Genomic DNA, 15,464 nt, shown 5'->3' on the forward strand with positions numbered 1-15,464 from the left:
AGCAAATCATTTGGATTTTATTCGTAAACCTTAAATAAATTATATCTCTGTATTCTCCTGTGTTAAATCATACGGATCATTCAATATTCGGTAAATCATCATAGCAATCATGCTTATGATAAAAATCCGACAATTCCTTTGGGCTGATAGGGTGCTGATCGGTGTATTTGATCATAAAAATGAGCAGCTGCGTCAAGCCGCAAATAAAGAGCATATAGACAGCCGTTGCTTTATATGCATGTTTGGGCGCGAGCTTTAGCATACAGTAGGGAACGCGCGCCATGAGTATGCATAGCAATATCAACAGCGTAAAGACAGCTGTAAAGTCTTGAATAAAGAGTTTAATAACGTTAATTGGTACGCTGATGCATCATAATTGCAGAAAAGGAATGAGAAAAAATCTTTCCCAAGATCGGGTATGCAATTTAAAAATCATTTTTATTATCAATATTTTTTATTGTTATTGAATATACAAAAAAATAGCCTGTATATATACAGGCTATTTTCAAAACTATTGGAATGCAGTGTTTATTTCAAGAAACGCTGATAACCCAAGTTGTTGGTAATTTCTGCATATGGATATGTAATGCTTTCCAATGTTTCAATTAAACCGTCAGGGTTCTGTTTGGCATCAGTTGCTTCCATACCCACCAATACACGGCCTTCGGCTGCGCCGTGATTACGGTAATGGAATAAAGTGATGTTATGTGTTGGGCCAAGACGCTCTAAGAATGTCAGCAAAGCGCCAGGGCGCTCTGGAAATTCCACGCGGAATAAGCGTTCATTTTCGATATCGGCATGGCCGCCAATCAAATAGCGGATATGCAGTTTAGCCACTTCATCATCAGATAAGTCATCGACGTCATATTGAAATTTTAATGTTTCAAAAATGTCCTGACGTTCTTTTTCACCGCCTTTCAGGCTGATGCCGACAAAGACTTGCGCTGCGCTGGAATTGCTGGCGCGGTAGTTGAATTCTGTAATGTTGCGGCCTTGCAATGCACGGCAGAATTTTAAGAAAGAACCTTTTTCTTCTGGAATGGTCACTGCAAAAATAGCTTCTTTGCGTTCACCCAATTCAGTGCGTTCAGCAATGTAGCGCAGGCGGTCAAAGTTCATGTTGGCGCCGCAAACAATCGACACCATATTTTTGCCTTCTAAGCCATGCTCAGCGGCATATTTTTTAATGCCCGCCAATGCCATCGCGCCTGATGGTTCGACAATGCTGCGGCATTCATCAAAGGTATCTTTAATGGCTGCGCAAATTTCATCAGTATTGACGAGCACAACGTCACGCTCAACAATTGGGCCAGAGTTATCTGATTTTTGCAGCTGAATCACTTCAAACGGTTTTTCGCCGATCTGAGCAACCGCTGTACCATCTGCAAATAAGCCGACAGAAGGCAAGATCACACGCTCACCAGCTTCAAAGGCTGCTTTTAAGCAGGCAGATTCATCATATTCCACAGGAATGACTTTGACATGCGGCGCAACGTCACCTAAATACGCGGCTACGCCGCCAATTAAACCGCCGCCGCCGACAGCAACAAAGACATATTCAACATCACGCCATTGGCGCAAAATCTCATTGGCGATCGTGCCTTGGCCAGCCATCACGAGTTCATCATCATACGGCGGAATAAAGGTCATGCCTTCATCTTGAGCGCATTGAATCGCATATTTATTGGCAACATCAAATGAGTCGCCATGCAGTACAACTTCACCGCCTAAGCGTTTAACGGCTTGAACTTTAATATCCGGTGTGGTTTTTGGCATAACGATAATGGCGCGAATACCCAGCTTTTTACCAGATAGGGCCACGCCTTGCGCATGGTTGCCTGCGGAAGCAGTAATAACGCCACGTTCCAACTGAGATTTCGGCAATTGGCTGATACGGTTGTAGGCACCGCGCAATTTGAAAGAAAAGACAGGCTGTAAATCTTCGCGTTTGAAGCGAATGTTATTATTTAGCTTTTCACTAATTCGTGGCGCTGCTTCGAGTGGAGTTTCGATTGCAACGTCGTACACCGTTGCCTGTAATATTTGTCGAACCAAACGAGACAGCATGTTAATTTTCCATCTAACAGTTTAAAATAAGCGTTCATTGTAACAAACCCCCGTACATTTGGGCTGTAAAATCAGCAGCAAATGTCAAAAAATAGTTGAGCCAAGTTATGAGTCTGTATGCTACCCAAGATGAAAAGAAACAAGCTGTCGCAAAGGCTGCATTGAAGCATTTGCCTAAGGGCGGAATTTTGGGTGTAGGTACAGGAAGTACAGTAAACTTCCTCATTGAATTATTGCCGGAATTGCAACTGGAAGCGGCAGTCGCCAGTTCTGAAGCCACTGCACAGCGCTTGAAAAAATTAGGCATTGAAGTTGTAGATATGAACAGTGTCGGCGGTCTGGACGCCTATGTCGATGGCGCTGACGAAATTGACCGCCATATGCACATGATTAAAGGCGGCGGCGCAGCCTTAACACGTGAAAAAATTGTGGCTTCAATTGCAAAGAAATTTGTCTGTATTGTAGATGATTCTAAATGGGTCGATCAGCTGGGCCATGATTTCCCTTTACCTGTAGAGGTGATTCCAATGGCGCGTTCAGCCGTTGCGCGTAAAATTGTCGCGCTTGGCGGTGACCCAGTTTACCGTGAAGGCGTGGTGACAGATAATGGCAACGTAATTTTAGATGTGCATAACTTCAACATCTTAAATGCGCTGGAACTGGAGAAAACCTTGAACAATATTCCTGGTGTTGTGTGCAACGGTATTTTTGCTTTGAACAAAGCGGATATTGCTGTGGTAGCGACAGATAACGGTATTGAAGAGCGTACAGCGGTTTAATTTTGTAAGTTCCCTCTCTTTTTAGGAGAGGGTTAGGGAGAGGTTTCTTTTAAAAGCTCCCTCATCCTAACCTTCTCCCTGAGGGAGAAGGAACTTCCAGTATATTTTTGAAAACTGTTCAAAGTTAAATTCTATGCATTGTTGATAGCTTTTAATAAAAGAATAAATGACCCAAAACATTCCAGAAATCCAAATCACCCGAAAATTACGCGCCACACGTTTAAGGCTGCGTGTAGAGCCGACGCAAATTAAATTAACCGTGCCACAATTTTGCACACAGCGTCAGATACAGGAATTTTTAAAACAATCAGAACAATGGATGATTGAAACGTGGCAAAAGCAGCAGGAAAAAGCAGGCCAGCGAGATAAAAGTTTACCTGCTGAATTAAAACTGTTCAATTTAGAACAGCCTTTAAAGGTTATTTATAAAACGCAAAAAAACTCATTTATCTTAGATGAGCAGAACCATCAGCTTTATATCAGTGATCGACAGCCTGAACAGTATGTAAAAAGTTTTGTCATTGCTTATGCGAAGCAGTATTTACCTGTATTTTTACAGCAGTTAAGTCTTGAGATTGGCTTGTGTTATGGTGAATGTACTATTCGCCAGCCTAAAACCCGCTGGGGTAGTTGCTCAGCTAAGCATGACATTATGTTGAATAGTGGGTTGGTGCTTTTCCCGCAGGAAATCACACGCTATGTAGCTGTACACGAGTTGGCGCATACCAAGCATTTTGATCATAGTCCACATTTTTGGGTGGAGGTGGAAAAGCATGATGTGAATTTTCAGCTGCATCGGAAAACATTGAAGAACAGTCCAATGCCGTGGTGGTGGACTAATGTCTGAGGTCAATTCTTTATTGAAAAAAATTAATGCAAAATGCGGTAGCTTTTGATTAAGACAAAAATTATTAAAATAAGTATTGAAAAGAAGAGATATTCAACCGTAAATGCTTCTGCAAGATATAGTTTGTAATGAAGGATAATAAAAATAAGTAAGATTACGCCGATGATATAAAGCATAGTAGTTTTTAAGTGTGCGTATTTGGTTTAATGAACTAAATTATACTTAAAAATATTGTGGACCCAATGGCTAGATTATTTTTAAAAATTGAAATGATATTCTCTGATAATTACTTTAGTTCATATTTTACCGATGATAGAAGTGCCGAATTGTGCGAAATATTGGTGTTCAACAAGTATAAAAATATTAAGAGCGAATACTGAATGATTTTTCAAACACAAGGAAAACTAAATAAAAAGATTAAACCAAGCAAAACAGTTCAGAAAACCGCAACTTCCTGTCATACTATGCAGTCATTAAATGGATACTTTGAATAGAGGTAATGAGCGTGATTTCAGTAGGTATTGTCGGCGGTACAGGGTATACAGGCGTTGAATTATTGCGTCTTTTGCTGCGACACCCAAATGCGGAAGTGAAAGTATTAACTTCGCGTACTGAAAATGGACGCCGTGTCGATGACATGTTCCCAAGCTTGCGCGGGCATACCGATCTCCAGTATTCAGATTTGAACATCGATGAATTAAAAAAATGTGATGCTGTATTCTTTGCGACTCCGCATGGTGTAGCAATGAAACATGCAGAAGAGCTTGTAGCGGCAAACACCAAAGTCATCGACTTAGCAGCGGATTTCCGTTTGCAGGATCTAGAACAATTTGAAAAATGGTATGGCCTAGAACATGCTTGTCCAGATATTTTAAAAGACTCTGTTTATGGCTTGTCAGAACTGAACCGTGAACAAATTAAGCAAGCGGATGTCATTGGCAACCCCGGCTGTTACCCAACGACAGTACAGCTGGGCTTAGCGCCAGTTTTGAAAGCTAACGCATTAGTGAAACCTGAAAGCATTATTATTGATGCAAAATCAGGTGTTTCAGGCGCCGGCCGTAAAGCCAGCCTCGGCATGATTTATTCTGAAAATGCAGACAACTTTAAAGCTTATGGTGTTGCAGGCCACCGCCATCACCCTGAAATTGTAGAAGCATTGGAAAATATCTCTGGTCAAAAAGGTGTGTTTAACGAAATTCTGTTTGTACCGCATTTAGTACCAATGATCCGCGGCATGCTCAGCACCATTTACATTGATTTGACGGATGCGGGCGCAGCAGCCGATTTACAAAGCCTGTATGAAGAATTTTATGCCAATGAACAGTTTGTTGACGTGATGCCGGCTGGCAGTTCACCTGAAACCCGTTCAGTCCGCGGTGCGAACCAATTGCGTATTGCACTGTATAAGCCGCAGCCGAAAAAGCTGGTGATTCTTGCTGCTCAAGATAACTTAGTAAAAGGCGCTGCTGGTCAGGCTGTGCAAAATATGAACTTGATGTTCGGCTTTGCAGAAAACGCAGGCTTGCAAGGCATCGGTTTATTACCATAAGAAACGTTTAAATGCTTCACACACATTTGGATTTAGATTTAAATGTGTGCTTTGAATAAATCAAAACAAGAGATGATGATGCAGAATTCAGACTCACAGATTGCGCCACAGCACAATGCCAGCGAAAAAAAACCGTTTTTGCAAACCAATATGCCATTGGCGATTGGCGCAGCTGTTTTAATTTTGAGCAGCGGTTTGCTGGGCTACACAGTTGGGCACCGTCAAGGCCTGACAGTGGTGGGTTATGATGCAGATGCGGAGCAGCTGGTTGAAGTTGTGAAAAAGCAAAAATTAGAGCTTGCCGTATTGAATAAAAGCCTGAATACTGCCATTCAAGAACGTGATGTTGCGGTCAGCAACTCCAATGATTTATTTCTGGAAGTGAATAAATCCCGCGATGCGCAGGCACAGGCCGAGAACATCGGCGTGCTATACCGCGAAGTGCTGCGTCAGCGCGGCGGCATTGCATTGGCGGTTCAGCATTTGGCCATTAAACCGCTGCCGGACAATGCCTTTGAATATCAGTTGGACTTAATGCAAGTCAGCCCAAGCAAAAGCAATGCTTCAGGCAGTGCGGAATTGCGCTTAATTCAGGGCACTGAAGTGCTGACTGTTCCAATGGAAGATAAAAACTTTAATTTTGAAAATAATGAGCGCCTGACAGGCCGCTGGACATTGCCGAAAGGCTTTAATCCAGACTTTATTGAAGTGCGTTTAAATGGCGCTGGAAAACAGGTGATCCGTCGTTTCAGCTGGTCTAAGGGTGCTGCGGTAGAGAATCAATCTTCTCTTCTTTCAGAAATTCCCCAAACTGAAGCAAACTCAAACTGAAGTGTGAAACAAGAATCTTATGCGAAGTAATAAGCGTCAAATGAGTTTATCTGACATTAAAGACTCATTCTATGAAACTGGAATAGTGGATTGGCACATCAGCCCGCGCTTGAGCAATGAAACGCATGAAGATGGAGATTTAGACACGACCGTGATGACTGCGCGGCCGGAATTAAAGCGCCCGCCTATGTACGCTGTTATTTTAATGAACGACGACTACACCCCAATGGACTTTGTAATAGAAATTTTACAACAATACTTTGCAATGAATCTTGACCAAGCTACTCAAGTAATGCTAACTGTACACTATGAAGGAAAAGGTGTTGCAGGGGTTTATCCGCGGGATATTGCGGAGACGAAAGCAAACCAGGTCAATAATTATGCTCGGTCACAAAGCCATCCATTGCTTTGTCAGATTGAGCCCAAAGATTAAGGGGGTTGCATGCTCAGTCGTCAATTAGAAGTATCCTTACGTTTGGCTGTCAGCATGGCTCGTCAAAAGAGACATGAGTTTTTGACGGTAGAACATTTATTATTGGCTTTGCTTGATAACGACTCTGCTGTAAATGCTTTAAAAGCATGCGGTGCAGACATTATCGTACTTCGAAAAGAACTCGAAGAGTACGTAGAACAGCATACACCTAAGCTTGGTGAAAACAGTGATCAGGCGCCTCATCCTACAGAAAGTTTTGACCGTATTTTACAGCGTGCAATTTTTCATGTTCAATCAAGCGGCAGCGACCGTACAGTTGAAGGTGCGGATATTCTTGTTGCTATGTACTCAGAGCGCGATTCATTTGCGGTATATTTGCTGAAGCGTCATCAGATCAACAGGTTGACTTTAACTCAGTATCTTTCGCATGGCACACGTAAAGATGAAGTGCAGCAGGAAGAGGAAATTGAAGAGCTGGATGGTGAAACTGCATCTTCAGCAAATGCTGGGCCTCTCGAGCTGTATACAACCAATTTAAATACTGAAGCGCAAAAGGGCAAGACAGACCCGCTTATTGGCCGCGAAAAAGAAATTGAGCGCGCCGCCCAGATTTTATGCCGTCGCCGCAAAAATAACCCGCTGCTGGTGGGTGACCCGGGTGTAGGGAAAACTTCTATTGCCGAAGGTTTGGCATGGCTGATTGTGAACGGTAAAGCGCCTAAACCTTTGGAAAATGCTGAAGTGTACAGCCTTGATATTGGCGCATTAGTGGCAGGAACCAAATACCGCGGTGATTTTGAAAAACGTTTAAAACAATTACTGAATGCCTTGAAGAAAAAACCAGAAGCTGTTTTATTCATTGACGAAATTCACATGATCATTGGCGCTGGCTCAAGCATGGGAAGCACCATGGATGCCTCGAATCTGATTAAACCAGCTCTGGCAAATGGAACCCTGCGCTGCATTGGCTCGACAACCTTTCAAGAATACCGTCAAGTCTTTGAAAAAGATCATGCATTGTCACGCCGTTTCCAAAAAATTGACATCAGTGAACCATCTGTTTCGGAAACGATTGATATCCTGCGCGGCCTAAAATCTAAGTTTGAAGAGTTTCACCATGTGAAATATGAAGATTCAGCATTGGTTTCAGCCGTAGAACTATCTGCAAAATTCATTAATGACCGTTTCTTACCGGATAAAGCCATTGACGTGATTGATGAAGCCGGTGCGCAGCGCCGCTTGAAAGCGGAGCAGGATGATACGGCTATTACAGTTGAAAACATTGAAGATATTGTGTCAAAAATTGCGCGGATTCCGCCGAAGACTGTATCTAAAGATGATAAGACTGTATTGGAAAATCTTGAGCGGGATTTGAAACGTGTGGTCTTTGGTCAGGACGAAGCCATTGAAGCGCTGGGTTCAGCCATTAAATTGTCACGCGCAGGCCTGAAATCACCTGACAAACCAGTCGGCAGTTTTGTATTTGCTGGCCCTACAGGTGTCGGTAAAACTGAAGTCACCAAGCAGCTGGCTAAATTGCTGGGTGTAGAGCTGGTGCGTTTCGATATGTCAGAATATATGGAACGCCACGCAGTATCGCGTTTAATCGGTGCGCCTCCGGGTTATGTCGGTTTTGATCAAGGCGGTTTATTGACGGACGCCATTCATAAAAATCCGCACTGTGTATTGCTTTTGGATGAAATTGAAAAGGCGCATCCAGACGTCTTTAATTTGTTGCTGCAAATTATGGATCATGGTTCCTTGACCGATAACAATGGCCGGAAATCAGATTTCCGTAATGTGGTTTTGGTCTTAACAACTAATATTGGTGCAGAAAGCATTTCCCGCATCAGCATTGGCTTTAAAGAACAGGACAACAGCAATGATAATCAGGATGCAATGAAAAAAGCATTCTCGCCAGAATTCCGCAACCGCTTAGATGGTGTGATTCAGTTTAAGGCCTTGCCTGTAACAGTGATTGAAAATGTGGTCGATAAGTTCTTAACAGAACTTCAAGCACAGCTGGATGATAAAAAAGTCATTCTTGAAGTAGACCAAAGCGCGCGCGAATGGATGGCTGAAAATGGCTATGACCGCTTAATGGGCGCGCGTCCTATGCAGCGCTTGATTCAGGAGCATTTGAAGAAACCGCTTGCAGAGATGATCTTGTTTGGTGAGTTAGCAGAGCATGGCGGTAATGTGGCTGTTTCTGTGAAAAAAGAGAATGGAAAGGCTGTTGGTTTGAAACTCGAAGTGTTTGAGGATCAAACAGCTGAACCCGCTTAATTCTTATCACTTTTATAAAAACCCGTGTTTACACGGGTTTTTTGTATCGTATTCATTTTAGCTGCTTTGCTTTATTCATTGCGATATTGAATGCGTGGCTTAAAGCATTTTAATTTTTAGAGACATTATGGATATTCAAATTGGCAAGGTTCTCATGACCTTGGTTTTATTTTTAATAACGGCAGTGATGGAAATTCTTGGCTGTTATTTTCCATATTTAATATTAAATCAAGGTAAATCGCATTGGCTCTGGGTTCCGACAATTTTGGCGCTGGCCGCTTTTGTCTGGCTGTTAACCCTGCATCCGGCCGCATCAGGGCGGATTTATGCAGCCTACGGCGGGATCTATATCTTTAGTGCGCTGATGTGGCTTCGGTTTGTTGATCATGTCAGCTTAAGCCGCTGGGATTTACTGGGCGGGGCAGTTGTAATTTGCGGCGCATTAATGATTATTTTGCAGCCTCAGGGCTTGATCCGCTAAATTGAGCGGTATTCGGGTGGTTAGAGAATTCAAAAAAACCTCTATTTTGAGAGGCTTTTTTCGAATTGAAAGTTGATGGTGCAAGTCAAAATGCGCATTCTGTATTTTTAATAATGTATTGATAGACTTGTTTTTCTGATGCCAGCTTCATATTCACGGCATAAGGGTTGCTGCGCTGAAATTGGTTTTCAAATAATAAGTGGCAGTTTTGCAATGTATTTTTTTTCATTAATTTTTTAACTTCAGCTGTTCCGATACTTTGCTCAAATTGTGAAAAATCTGGGGTTGTGATGATGCCCTCAATATCAATTTGCTGGGCATTCATTTGATATTTTTCCATCAGCATGTTTTGATCGACCTGAAAAGGTAAAGTCCTTGAGTCTTCATCGCTGAGAACATCTAAAACATCGTTTAAGGCTTGGCTGTTCTGAATTTTATAGTGACTGTCTAAAATCTGCTTTTTCTGTAAGTATTGATCCAGCTCAGTAGGCGCTGCTATTAATTGAGCCGCAACAATGGATAACCCGAAACCAAGAAGCAATTGCTTTAAATCCATTTTAAAATCACTTATAAAAATTATGGTTTTTATTATATCGAGATTGGCAATAAAAAAGCACCCGAAGGCGCTTTTTTATTGCATTAAATTATGCGTCTTTTTTTAGATTTTCGTTAATTAAAAATTCAACCAGCGCTTTTTGTGCATGCAGCCGATTTTCTGCTTCATCCCAAACCACGGCATTTTTATGGTCCAGCATGTTTTCTGAGATTTCTTCACCGCGATGGGCTGGCAGGCAATGCATGAATAGGCAGTCAGTGTGCGCTAAATCCATCAGGCGTTCATTCACCTGATAATCCGCAAACGCTTTTTCGCGAATTTTTTGCTCTTCTTCCTGACCCATGCTTGCCCAAACGTCAGTTACAATCAAATCTGCATTTACCGCCGCATCTTCAGCAGAGCCAACTAATTCCACACAATGGGCAAATTCAGAAAGGAACTGCTGTTTTGGCTCGTAACCTTTAGGTGACGCAATTTTTAATTTAAAGTCCCACATATGCGCCGCTTCTATATAAGAGTTGCACATATTGTTGCCATCGCCAATCCAGGCGACCGTTTTGCCTTCGATTGAACCGCGGTGCTCTACATACGTTTGAATATCCGCAAGCAGCTGGCAAGGGTGGTGGTCATCTGTTAAAGCATTGATGACCGGCACTTTCGAATATGATGCAAAGCGTTCTACGATGTCATGACCAAAGGTACGGATCATCACAATATCAAGCATGCTTGAAATTACGCGGGCAGAATCTTCAATGGGTTCGCCGCGGCCTAATTGCGTGTCGCGTGATGATAGGAAGATTGCGCTGCCGCCAAACTGACTCATGCCTGCTTCAAACGATACACGGGTACGGGTACTCGATTTTTCAAAAATCATCCCCATCACTTTACCAGCGAATGGCTGGAATACTTCATTGTTGTGCTGTTTGCGCTTCAGCTCGATACCGCGCTGCACAATTTGGTTAAGTTCTAAAGTCGATAAATCGCGTAAAGTAAGAAAGTGACGCAGAGCCATGATTACTCCACAATAATTGCTGAATCAAAAAAGTAAACAACAATTAGTTGTTGGTTGGTTAAGAAAAGGAGAATCGAATACTCTATACCAAATATGCGTAAAATTGCAAAAAAACTATGGCTTTTGATGCCCATCCAAGAAGTGATCTACACAATAGCTAATGTATTTGATGTTTTCTTGATCAGATTCTTCTGCTGGAAGCCCCATTAATATTTTCCATTCTAAATTCCGTAAAATCCCAAAATAGAACTGGGCTGAAAATAGTGGGTTTTCACAATACAGAATTCCTTTGCTGTGCGCATTTTCGAGCGCTTTGGCAATGGCCAGCTGGATTTGTTTCGGGCCCTGTTCATGAATATGGCGGGCTAACTCAGGATTGCGCTGGCTTTGTTCTAAAACCAAGCGCATAAACGCGGCTTTTTCAGGCTGATTTAAGTTTTTTTGAAAATTCAATAAGGTGCTGATGAGGTAGTTGCGCAAATCTGTAAGCTTTGGATCAAAAGGCTGACAGATATCTTTGAAAAATTGGTCGCGGCGGTAATCGCAAATAGCCTTAAATAAGCCTTCTTTACTGCCGAAATATTTATAGATAGAAGCTTTGGATCCGCCAGCATGGTTCACAATGTCGTCTAAAGAAACAGATTCGTAGCCAAATTTCAGAAATAGCTCTGTTGCGCTTTCTAAAAGCGCAACACAACGTTCATGACCGCGTTTGGTTTGCGGCAGGTCACGGGCGATTGGTTCTAACTGAGCTAAATCTTGCATATATGAGGGAAATATAATCTATAAATAAAAAATCTCTTGAAATTATAGCAAAAGTTTGCGCAGGATTCTGCATTCATCGCAGTGCAAAAGACAATCATGCTGTAACGAAATAATATTATATATTTCAAAAATATTTGACTAAAGTTTTAGAGTAAAAATTCTAATGGGTCATAGCGGGCGGAATAATTATGAGTATACTCAAGCCTCAACAAATAAAGTGACCACTGTGGAAAGGAATATGACAGAACAAACGTCTGCAGGTTTAAGATTTAGACAAGCTCTAGAAGTGGAAAAACCATTACAAATCATCGGTACAGTCAACGCTTATGCAGCCATGATGGCCAAACAGGTGGGTTACAAAGCCATTTATGTTTCGGGTGCCGGTGTCGCGAACTACTCTTATGGCTTGCCTGATTTAGGCATGACCAGTCTGGATAACGTTTTAGAAGATGTCCGCCGTATCACAGAACGCGTAGACACCCCGCTGCTGGTCGATATCGACACCGGCTGGGGCGGCGCATTCAACATCGCGCGCAGCGTCAAGCAAATGATCGCCGCCGGCGCCGCTGCTGTACATATTGAAGACCAGGTTGCGCAGAAGCGCTGCGGCCACCGTCCGAACAAAGAAATCGTGACGCAGCAGGAAATGGTTGACCGCATCAAATCCGCGGTTGATGCAAAAACAGATTCAAACTTTGTGGTGATGGCGCGTACGGACGCCTTGCAGAAAGAAGGCCTGCAGGCCGTGATTGACCGCGCCTGCGCCTGCGTCGAAGCCGGTGCGGATGCGATCTTTGCCGAAGCGATGACCGACATCACCATGTACAAAACTGTCTGCGATGCAGTCGGCGTGCCTGTGCTGGCGAACATCACCGAATTTGGCGATACCCCGTACTACACCGTCGATGAGCTGGGCGAGCAGGGCATCCGCATGGTGCTGTACCCGCTGTCAGCCACCCGCGCCATGCAGAAAGCCGCGCTGGAGGTGATGCAGTCCATCCGCAAGGACGGCACCCAAGTCAACGTTCTTGACATCATGCAGCCGCGCAAGGAACTGTATGAATTTCTGGATTACCATACCTTTGAAAATACACTGGATAAACTGTTTAAATAAATAATTCAAAATGGAGAATTAAAATGGCTGAAGGAAAAGTACTCACCGGCGCAGGGCTGCGCGGACAAGTGGCAGGGAAAACAGCACTTTCAACTGTAGGAAAAAGCGGCGCAGGCTTAACATACCGCGGTTATGACGTGCAGGATTTGGCGGAAAACTGCCAGTTCGAAGAAGTCGCATACCTGATCTTCTTTGGCGAATTGCCGACAGCAGAACAGCTGACAGCCTATAAGGCAAAATTAAAATCACTGCGCCAATTGCCGCAAGCGCTGAAAGAAGTGCTGGAACGCATTCCTGCAGATTCACACCCGATGGACGTGATGCGCACAGGCGTCTCCATGCTGGGCAATCTTGAAACAGAAAAATCATTTGATGAACAGCAGGACGTCGCGGACCGCATTTTGGCAACTTTACCTGCCATCATCTGCTACTGGTACCGTTTCAGCCATGACGGCGTGCGCATTGAAGAAAACACCGATGACGATTCAATCGGCGCGCAATTCCTGCACCTGCTTCGCGGTGAAAAGCCGAATGAACTGCATGAGCAGGTGATGAATGTATCGCTGATTCTGTATGCAGAGCATGAATTCAACGCGTCAACATTCACAGCGCGTGTATGCGCATCAACACTTTCAGATATGCATTCGTGCATTACTGGCGCGATTGGTTCACTGCGCGGTCCATTGCATGGCGGCGCGAATGAAGCGGCGATGGAAATGATTGAAAACTGGACATCACCGGAAGAAGCTGAGCGTGAAATGCTGGGCAAGCTGGAGCGCAAAGAAAAGATCATGGGCTTTGGGCATGCGATCTATAAAGACAATGACCCGCGCAACGGCATCATCAAAATCTGGTCTGAGCGTTTGGCGAAAGATGTTGGCGATACGGTACTTTATCCGGTATCTGTACGCTGTGAAGAAGTGATGTGGCGCGAGAAGAAATTATTCTGCAATGCAGACTTCTTCCATGCCTCGGCATATCACTTCATGGATATTGCGACCAAGCTGTTCACGCCAATCTTCGTGATGAGCCGTGTTACGGGCTGGGCCGCGCATGTGATGGAGCAGCGCGCAGACAACCGGATCATCCGCCCGAGTGCGGACTATACCGGTCCGGAACTGCGTAAAGTGGTGCCGATTGAGGAACGTCTTGCAGCTTAATTAGGCTGCGCAGACTTTGCAGTAATAGCAAGGAGCAAAGTTCAATTTACTCCTTGCTAGGCTTTGTTCTATAAAGAATTAACAGCTGTATTGCCTCAAAGCTGTTTTAAAGCCTTATTACTGTCCAATGCCTATTAATAAGGACAATATGCCGGCAGCAATTAAAGGCCCTACAGGCACACCGCGTAGAAGCGCTACACCGGCGACAGTGCCAATGAGCAAACCGGCGACAATATCAGGCTGATTTGACATTAACTTAACGCCTCGTCCGCCAAGCCAAGCGACTGCAAGGCCAATAGTAATGGCCAGCAAAGATTTCCAGCTGAGGAATGACTTTAAAATTGCGTCACCTGGAATTTTTCCGCTCGCAATAGGTGTGAGTACGCCAATAGTTAAAATGATGATGCCGATGTTCAGGCCATGCTGCTGCAGAAAAGGGAAATATTCACTTAACGGGGTAATGCGGAAAACAATTAAAACACCTGCCGCTACCGTAATGGCCGTATTGTGGCTGAAAATGCCGCAAGCCAATAAAATCAGTAAAACAATCAGGTTTAAATCTAAGCTGGAAAGTGTCATCGCATTATCAAAAGTTTTACATCATCACGAGGATTATAGCCGATTTAGGCGGGATTGCTGGTAAATCACTGAATATTGCTCTCTAAGATATCTACCGAAAATGCATATTAATGCGGCTGGACATTGGGTTTCTAAGCGGCATCCTTTAGAATGGCCTGAGAATTTTCGTAATATTTTGAGATGTATCAATATGCTGTTGGAAAAAATGCTGCAATCGCAAGGTTTTGGTTCGCGTAAATACTGCCAGCAGCTTATTAAAAACGGCGCTGTTCAAATTCATGGCGAAATAATTGATAATTTAAAATACAAAGCAGATCTGCATGCGCTGGAATTTTCAGTTTATGGTAAAAGCTATACCTATCGCGAAAAAGTCTATATCGCATTAAATAAACCGAAGGGATATGAGTGTTCACACCAAGCGACACATCATTTCAGTGTATTTGAATTATTTGATGATGCATTGATGAACAGAGGGCTGCAATGTGTCGGCCGTTTAGACCAAGATACAACAGGCTTGCTGCTGCTGACTGATGACGGTCAATTCCTGCAGGCATTGACGCATCCTAAAAAGCATGTGGCTAAAGTCTATCAAATGCACACAGCGGATCCTGTCACCGCAGAACAAGTGGCTCAGCTGGAGCAGGGCGTAGCGCTGCGTAATGAAACAGGCATATTTGCTGCGACAGATGTGCAATGCCTCGAAGAGCGCCGGCTGCAAATGACAGTGCACCAAGGCGTCTATCATCAAGTTAAGCGCATGCTGGCGGCAGTCGGCAATAAGGTTGATCAGTTGCACCGCGCGCAAATTGGCCAGCTGAATTTGGCGCATTTAAAGAATTTGCCCGAAGGAGAATGGTGTTATCTAAACGATCAGGATATTGAATTGGCCAAAGTCAGAGAAAATTAAAACAGCTCTAAAAGTAAAATATGAAAATTATATAGCCGCAGTTGAAACAGTGCAGTTGCGGTGTATGGCGGATGAATTTAGAAATGAGAGCTGTT

Annotated in this window: 15 protein-coding genes; 10 read left to right on the forward strand and 5 right to left on the reverse strand. The window is 43.5% G+C overall.

The window, feature by feature from the left end; all coding sequences use genetic code 11:
- Nucleotides 1-528 precede the first annotated feature (528 nt).
- Nucleotides 529-2,067 carry a threonine ammonia-lyase, biosynthetic gene (ilvA, locus tag AZH43_RS06475; RefSeq protein ID WP_067667801.1) on the reverse strand — a complete coding sequence of 513 codons (1,539 nt, stop codon included), beginning with the start codon at nucleotides 2,065-2,067 and terminating at the stop codon, nucleotides 529-531.
- Between the two features lie 107 nt (nucleotides 2,068-2,174).
- Here ilvA and rpiA point away from each other — a divergent pair, with 107 nt between their 5' ends.
- The 7 genes from rpiA (at nucleotide 2,175) to AZH43_RS06510 (ending at nucleotide 9,276) form a co-directional block, all read left to right on the forward strand.
- Nucleotides 2,175-2,846, forward strand: coding sequence for a ribose-5-phosphate isomerase RpiA (gene rpiA / locus AZH43_RS06480; RefSeq protein ID WP_067667804.1), 672 nt, complete (start codon nucleotides 2,175-2,177; stop codon nucleotides 2,844-2,846).
- A gap of 166 nt (nucleotides 2,847-3,012) precedes the next feature.
- A complete protein-coding gene (locus AZH43_RS06485) occupies nucleotides 3,013-3,693 on the forward strand; it encodes a YgjP family zinc-dependent metalloprotease (protein ID WP_067667807.1) in 681 nt (226 codons plus the stop codon).
- Nucleotides 3,694-4,192: 499 nt separating this feature from the next.
- Entirely contained in the window at nucleotides 4,193-5,245 is a 1,053-nt protein-coding gene (gene argC / locus AZH43_RS06490) for an N-acetyl-gamma-glutamyl-phosphate reductase (RefSeq protein WP_171254436.1), read from the forward strand.
- Between the two features lie 78 nt (nucleotides 5,246-5,323).
- Nucleotides 5,324-6,076 carry a DUF6776 family protein gene (locus AZH43_RS06495; protein ID WP_067668114.1) on the forward strand — a complete coding sequence of 251 codons (753 nt, stop codon included), beginning with the start codon at nucleotides 5,324-5,326 and terminating at the stop codon, nucleotides 6,074-6,076.
- 19 nt (nucleotides 6,077-6,095) lie between these two features.
- Nucleotides 6,096-6,509, forward strand: coding sequence for an ATP-dependent Clp protease adapter ClpS (gene clpS / locus AZH43_RS06500; RefSeq protein WP_067667810.1), 414 nt, complete (start codon nucleotides 6,096-6,098; stop codon nucleotides 6,507-6,509).
- A gap of 9 nt (nucleotides 6,510-6,518) precedes the next feature.
- A complete protein-coding gene (clpA, locus tag AZH43_RS06505; RefSeq protein ID WP_067667813.1) occupies nucleotides 6,519-8,795 on the forward strand; it encodes an ATP-dependent Clp protease ATP-binding subunit ClpA in 2,277 nt (758 codons plus the stop codon).
- Nucleotides 8,796-8,922: 127 nt separating this feature from the next.
- Nucleotides 8,923-9,276 carry a YnfA family protein gene (locus AZH43_RS06510; RefSeq protein WP_067667816.1) on the forward strand — a complete coding sequence of 118 codons (354 nt, stop codon included), beginning with the start codon at nucleotides 8,923-8,925 and terminating at the stop codon, nucleotides 9,274-9,276.
- 85 nt (nucleotides 9,277-9,361) lie between these two features.
- On the opposite strand, the gene AZH43_RS06515 is transcribed toward AZH43_RS06510, so the two are convergent.
- The 3 genes from AZH43_RS06515 to AZH43_RS06525 all read right to left on the reverse strand — a co-directional run bounded on the left by AZH43_RS06515 (nucleotide 9,362) and on the right by AZH43_RS06525 (nucleotide 11,609).
- Nucleotides 9,362-9,832 (reverse strand): hypothetical protein, encoded by a 471-nt coding sequence (locus AZH43_RS06515; protein WP_067667819.1) that lies wholly within the window; start codon nucleotides 9,830-9,832, stop codon nucleotides 9,362-9,364.
- A gap of 88 nt (nucleotides 9,833-9,920) precedes the next feature.
- Complete coding sequence (gene argF, locus AZH43_RS06520; RefSeq protein WP_067667822.1) at nucleotides 9,921-10,844, reverse strand: ornithine carbamoyltransferase; 924 nt, start codon at nucleotides 10,842-10,844, stop codon at nucleotides 9,921-9,923.
- 114 nt (nucleotides 10,845-10,958) lie between these two features.
- Nucleotides 10,959-11,609, reverse strand: a complete 651-nt coding sequence (locus AZH43_RS06525; protein ID WP_067667825.1) for a TetR/AcrR family transcriptional regulator — start codon at nucleotides 11,607-11,609, stop codon at nucleotides 10,959-10,961.
- Between the two features lie 238 nt (nucleotides 11,610-11,847).
- Between AZH43_RS06525 and prpB the strand changes: the two genes are divergently transcribed.
- Entirely contained in the window at nucleotides 11,848-12,723 is an 876-nt protein-coding gene (prpB, locus tag AZH43_RS06530) for a methylisocitrate lyase (RefSeq protein ID WP_067667828.1), read from the forward strand.
- Between the two features lie 23 nt (nucleotides 12,724-12,746).
- Nucleotides 12,747-13,883 (forward strand): bifunctional 2-methylcitrate synthase/citrate synthase, encoded by a 1,137-nt coding sequence (gene prpC, locus AZH43_RS06535; protein ID WP_067667831.1) that lies wholly within the window; start codon nucleotides 12,747-12,749, stop codon nucleotides 13,881-13,883.
- A 117-nt stretch (nucleotides 13,884-14,000) separates the two neighbouring features.
- Here the strand turns inward: prpC and AZH43_RS06540 are convergent, their stop codons facing one another.
- Entirely contained in the window at nucleotides 14,001-14,462 is a 462-nt protein-coding gene (locus AZH43_RS06540) for a DUF441 domain-containing protein (protein ID WP_067667834.1), read from the reverse strand.
- Between the two features lie 190 nt (nucleotides 14,463-14,652).
- Between AZH43_RS06540 and AZH43_RS06545 the strand changes: the two genes are divergently transcribed.
- Nucleotides 14,653-15,369 carry a pseudouridine synthase gene (locus AZH43_RS06545; RefSeq protein ID WP_067667837.1) on the forward strand — a complete coding sequence of 239 codons (717 nt, stop codon included), beginning with the start codon at nucleotides 14,653-14,655 and terminating at the stop codon, nucleotides 15,367-15,369.
- Nucleotides 15,370-15,464 lie beyond the last annotated feature (95 nt).

This window comes from Acinetobacter pragensis (assembly GCF_001605895.1).
GTDB classification, from domain to species: domain Bacteria; phylum Pseudomonadota; class Gammaproteobacteria; order Pseudomonadales; family Moraxellaceae; genus Acinetobacter; species Acinetobacter pragensis.

What these genes read in the sequence shown, in the direction of transcription:
- ilvA (WP_067667801.1), bottom strand. Translation starts at nt 2,067, where the DNA reads ATGCTGTCTCGTTTGGTTCGACAAATATTACAGGCAACGGTGTACGAC.
- clpA (WP_067667813.1), top strand. Translation starts at nt 6,519, where the DNA reads ATGCTCAGTCGTCAATTAGAAGTATCCTTACGTTTGGCTGTCAGCATG.
- AZH43_RS06525 (WP_067667825.1), bottom strand. Translation starts at nt 11,609, where the DNA reads ATGCAAGATTTAGCTCAGTTAGAACCAATCGCCCGTGACCTGCCGCAA.
- prpC (WP_067667831.1), top strand. Translation starts at nt 12,747, where the DNA reads ATGGCTGAAGGAAAAGTACTCACCGGCGCAGGGCTGCGCGGACAAGTG.
- AZH43_RS06510 (WP_067667816.1), top strand. Translation starts at nt 8,923, where the DNA reads ATGGATATTCAAATTGGCAAGGTTCTCATGACCTTGGTTTTATTTTTA.
- argC (WP_171254436.1), top strand. Translation starts at nt 4,193, where the DNA reads ATGAGCGTGATTTCAGTAGGTATTGTCGGCGGTACAGGGTATACAGGC.
- AZH43_RS06485 (WP_067667807.1), top strand. Translation starts at nt 3,013, where the DNA reads ATGACCCAAAACATTCCAGAAATCCAAATCACCCGAAAATTACGCGCC.
- rpiA (WP_067667804.1), top strand. Translation starts at nt 2,175, where the DNA reads ATGAGTCTGTATGCTACCCAAGATGAAAAGAAACAAGCTGTCGCAAAG.
- AZH43_RS06495 (WP_067668114.1), top strand. Translation starts at nt 5,324, where the DNA reads ATGCAGAATTCAGACTCACAGATTGCGCCACAGCACAATGCCAGCGAA.
- prpB (WP_067667828.1), top strand. Translation starts at nt 11,848, where the DNA reads ATGACAGAACAAACGTCTGCAGGTTTAAGATTTAGACAAGCTCTAGAA.
- argF (WP_067667822.1), bottom strand. Translation starts at nt 10,844, where the DNA reads ATGGCTCTGCGTCACTTTCTTACTTTACGCGATTTATCGACTTTAGAA.
- AZH43_RS06545 (WP_067667837.1), top strand. Translation starts at nt 14,653, where the DNA reads ATGCTGTTGGAAAAAATGCTGCAATCGCAAGGTTTTGGTTCGCGTAAA.
- AZH43_RS06515 (WP_067667819.1), bottom strand. Translation starts at nt 9,832, where the DNA reads ATGGATTTAAAGCAATTGCTTCTTGGTTTCGGGTTATCCATTGTTGCG.
- clpS (WP_067667810.1), top strand. Translation starts at nt 6,096, where the DNA reads ATGCGAAGTAATAAGCGTCAAATGAGTTTATCTGACATTAAAGACTCA.
- AZH43_RS06540 (WP_067667834.1), bottom strand. Translation starts at nt 14,462, where the DNA reads ATGACACTTTCCAGCTTAGATTTAAACCTGATTGTTTTACTGATTTTA.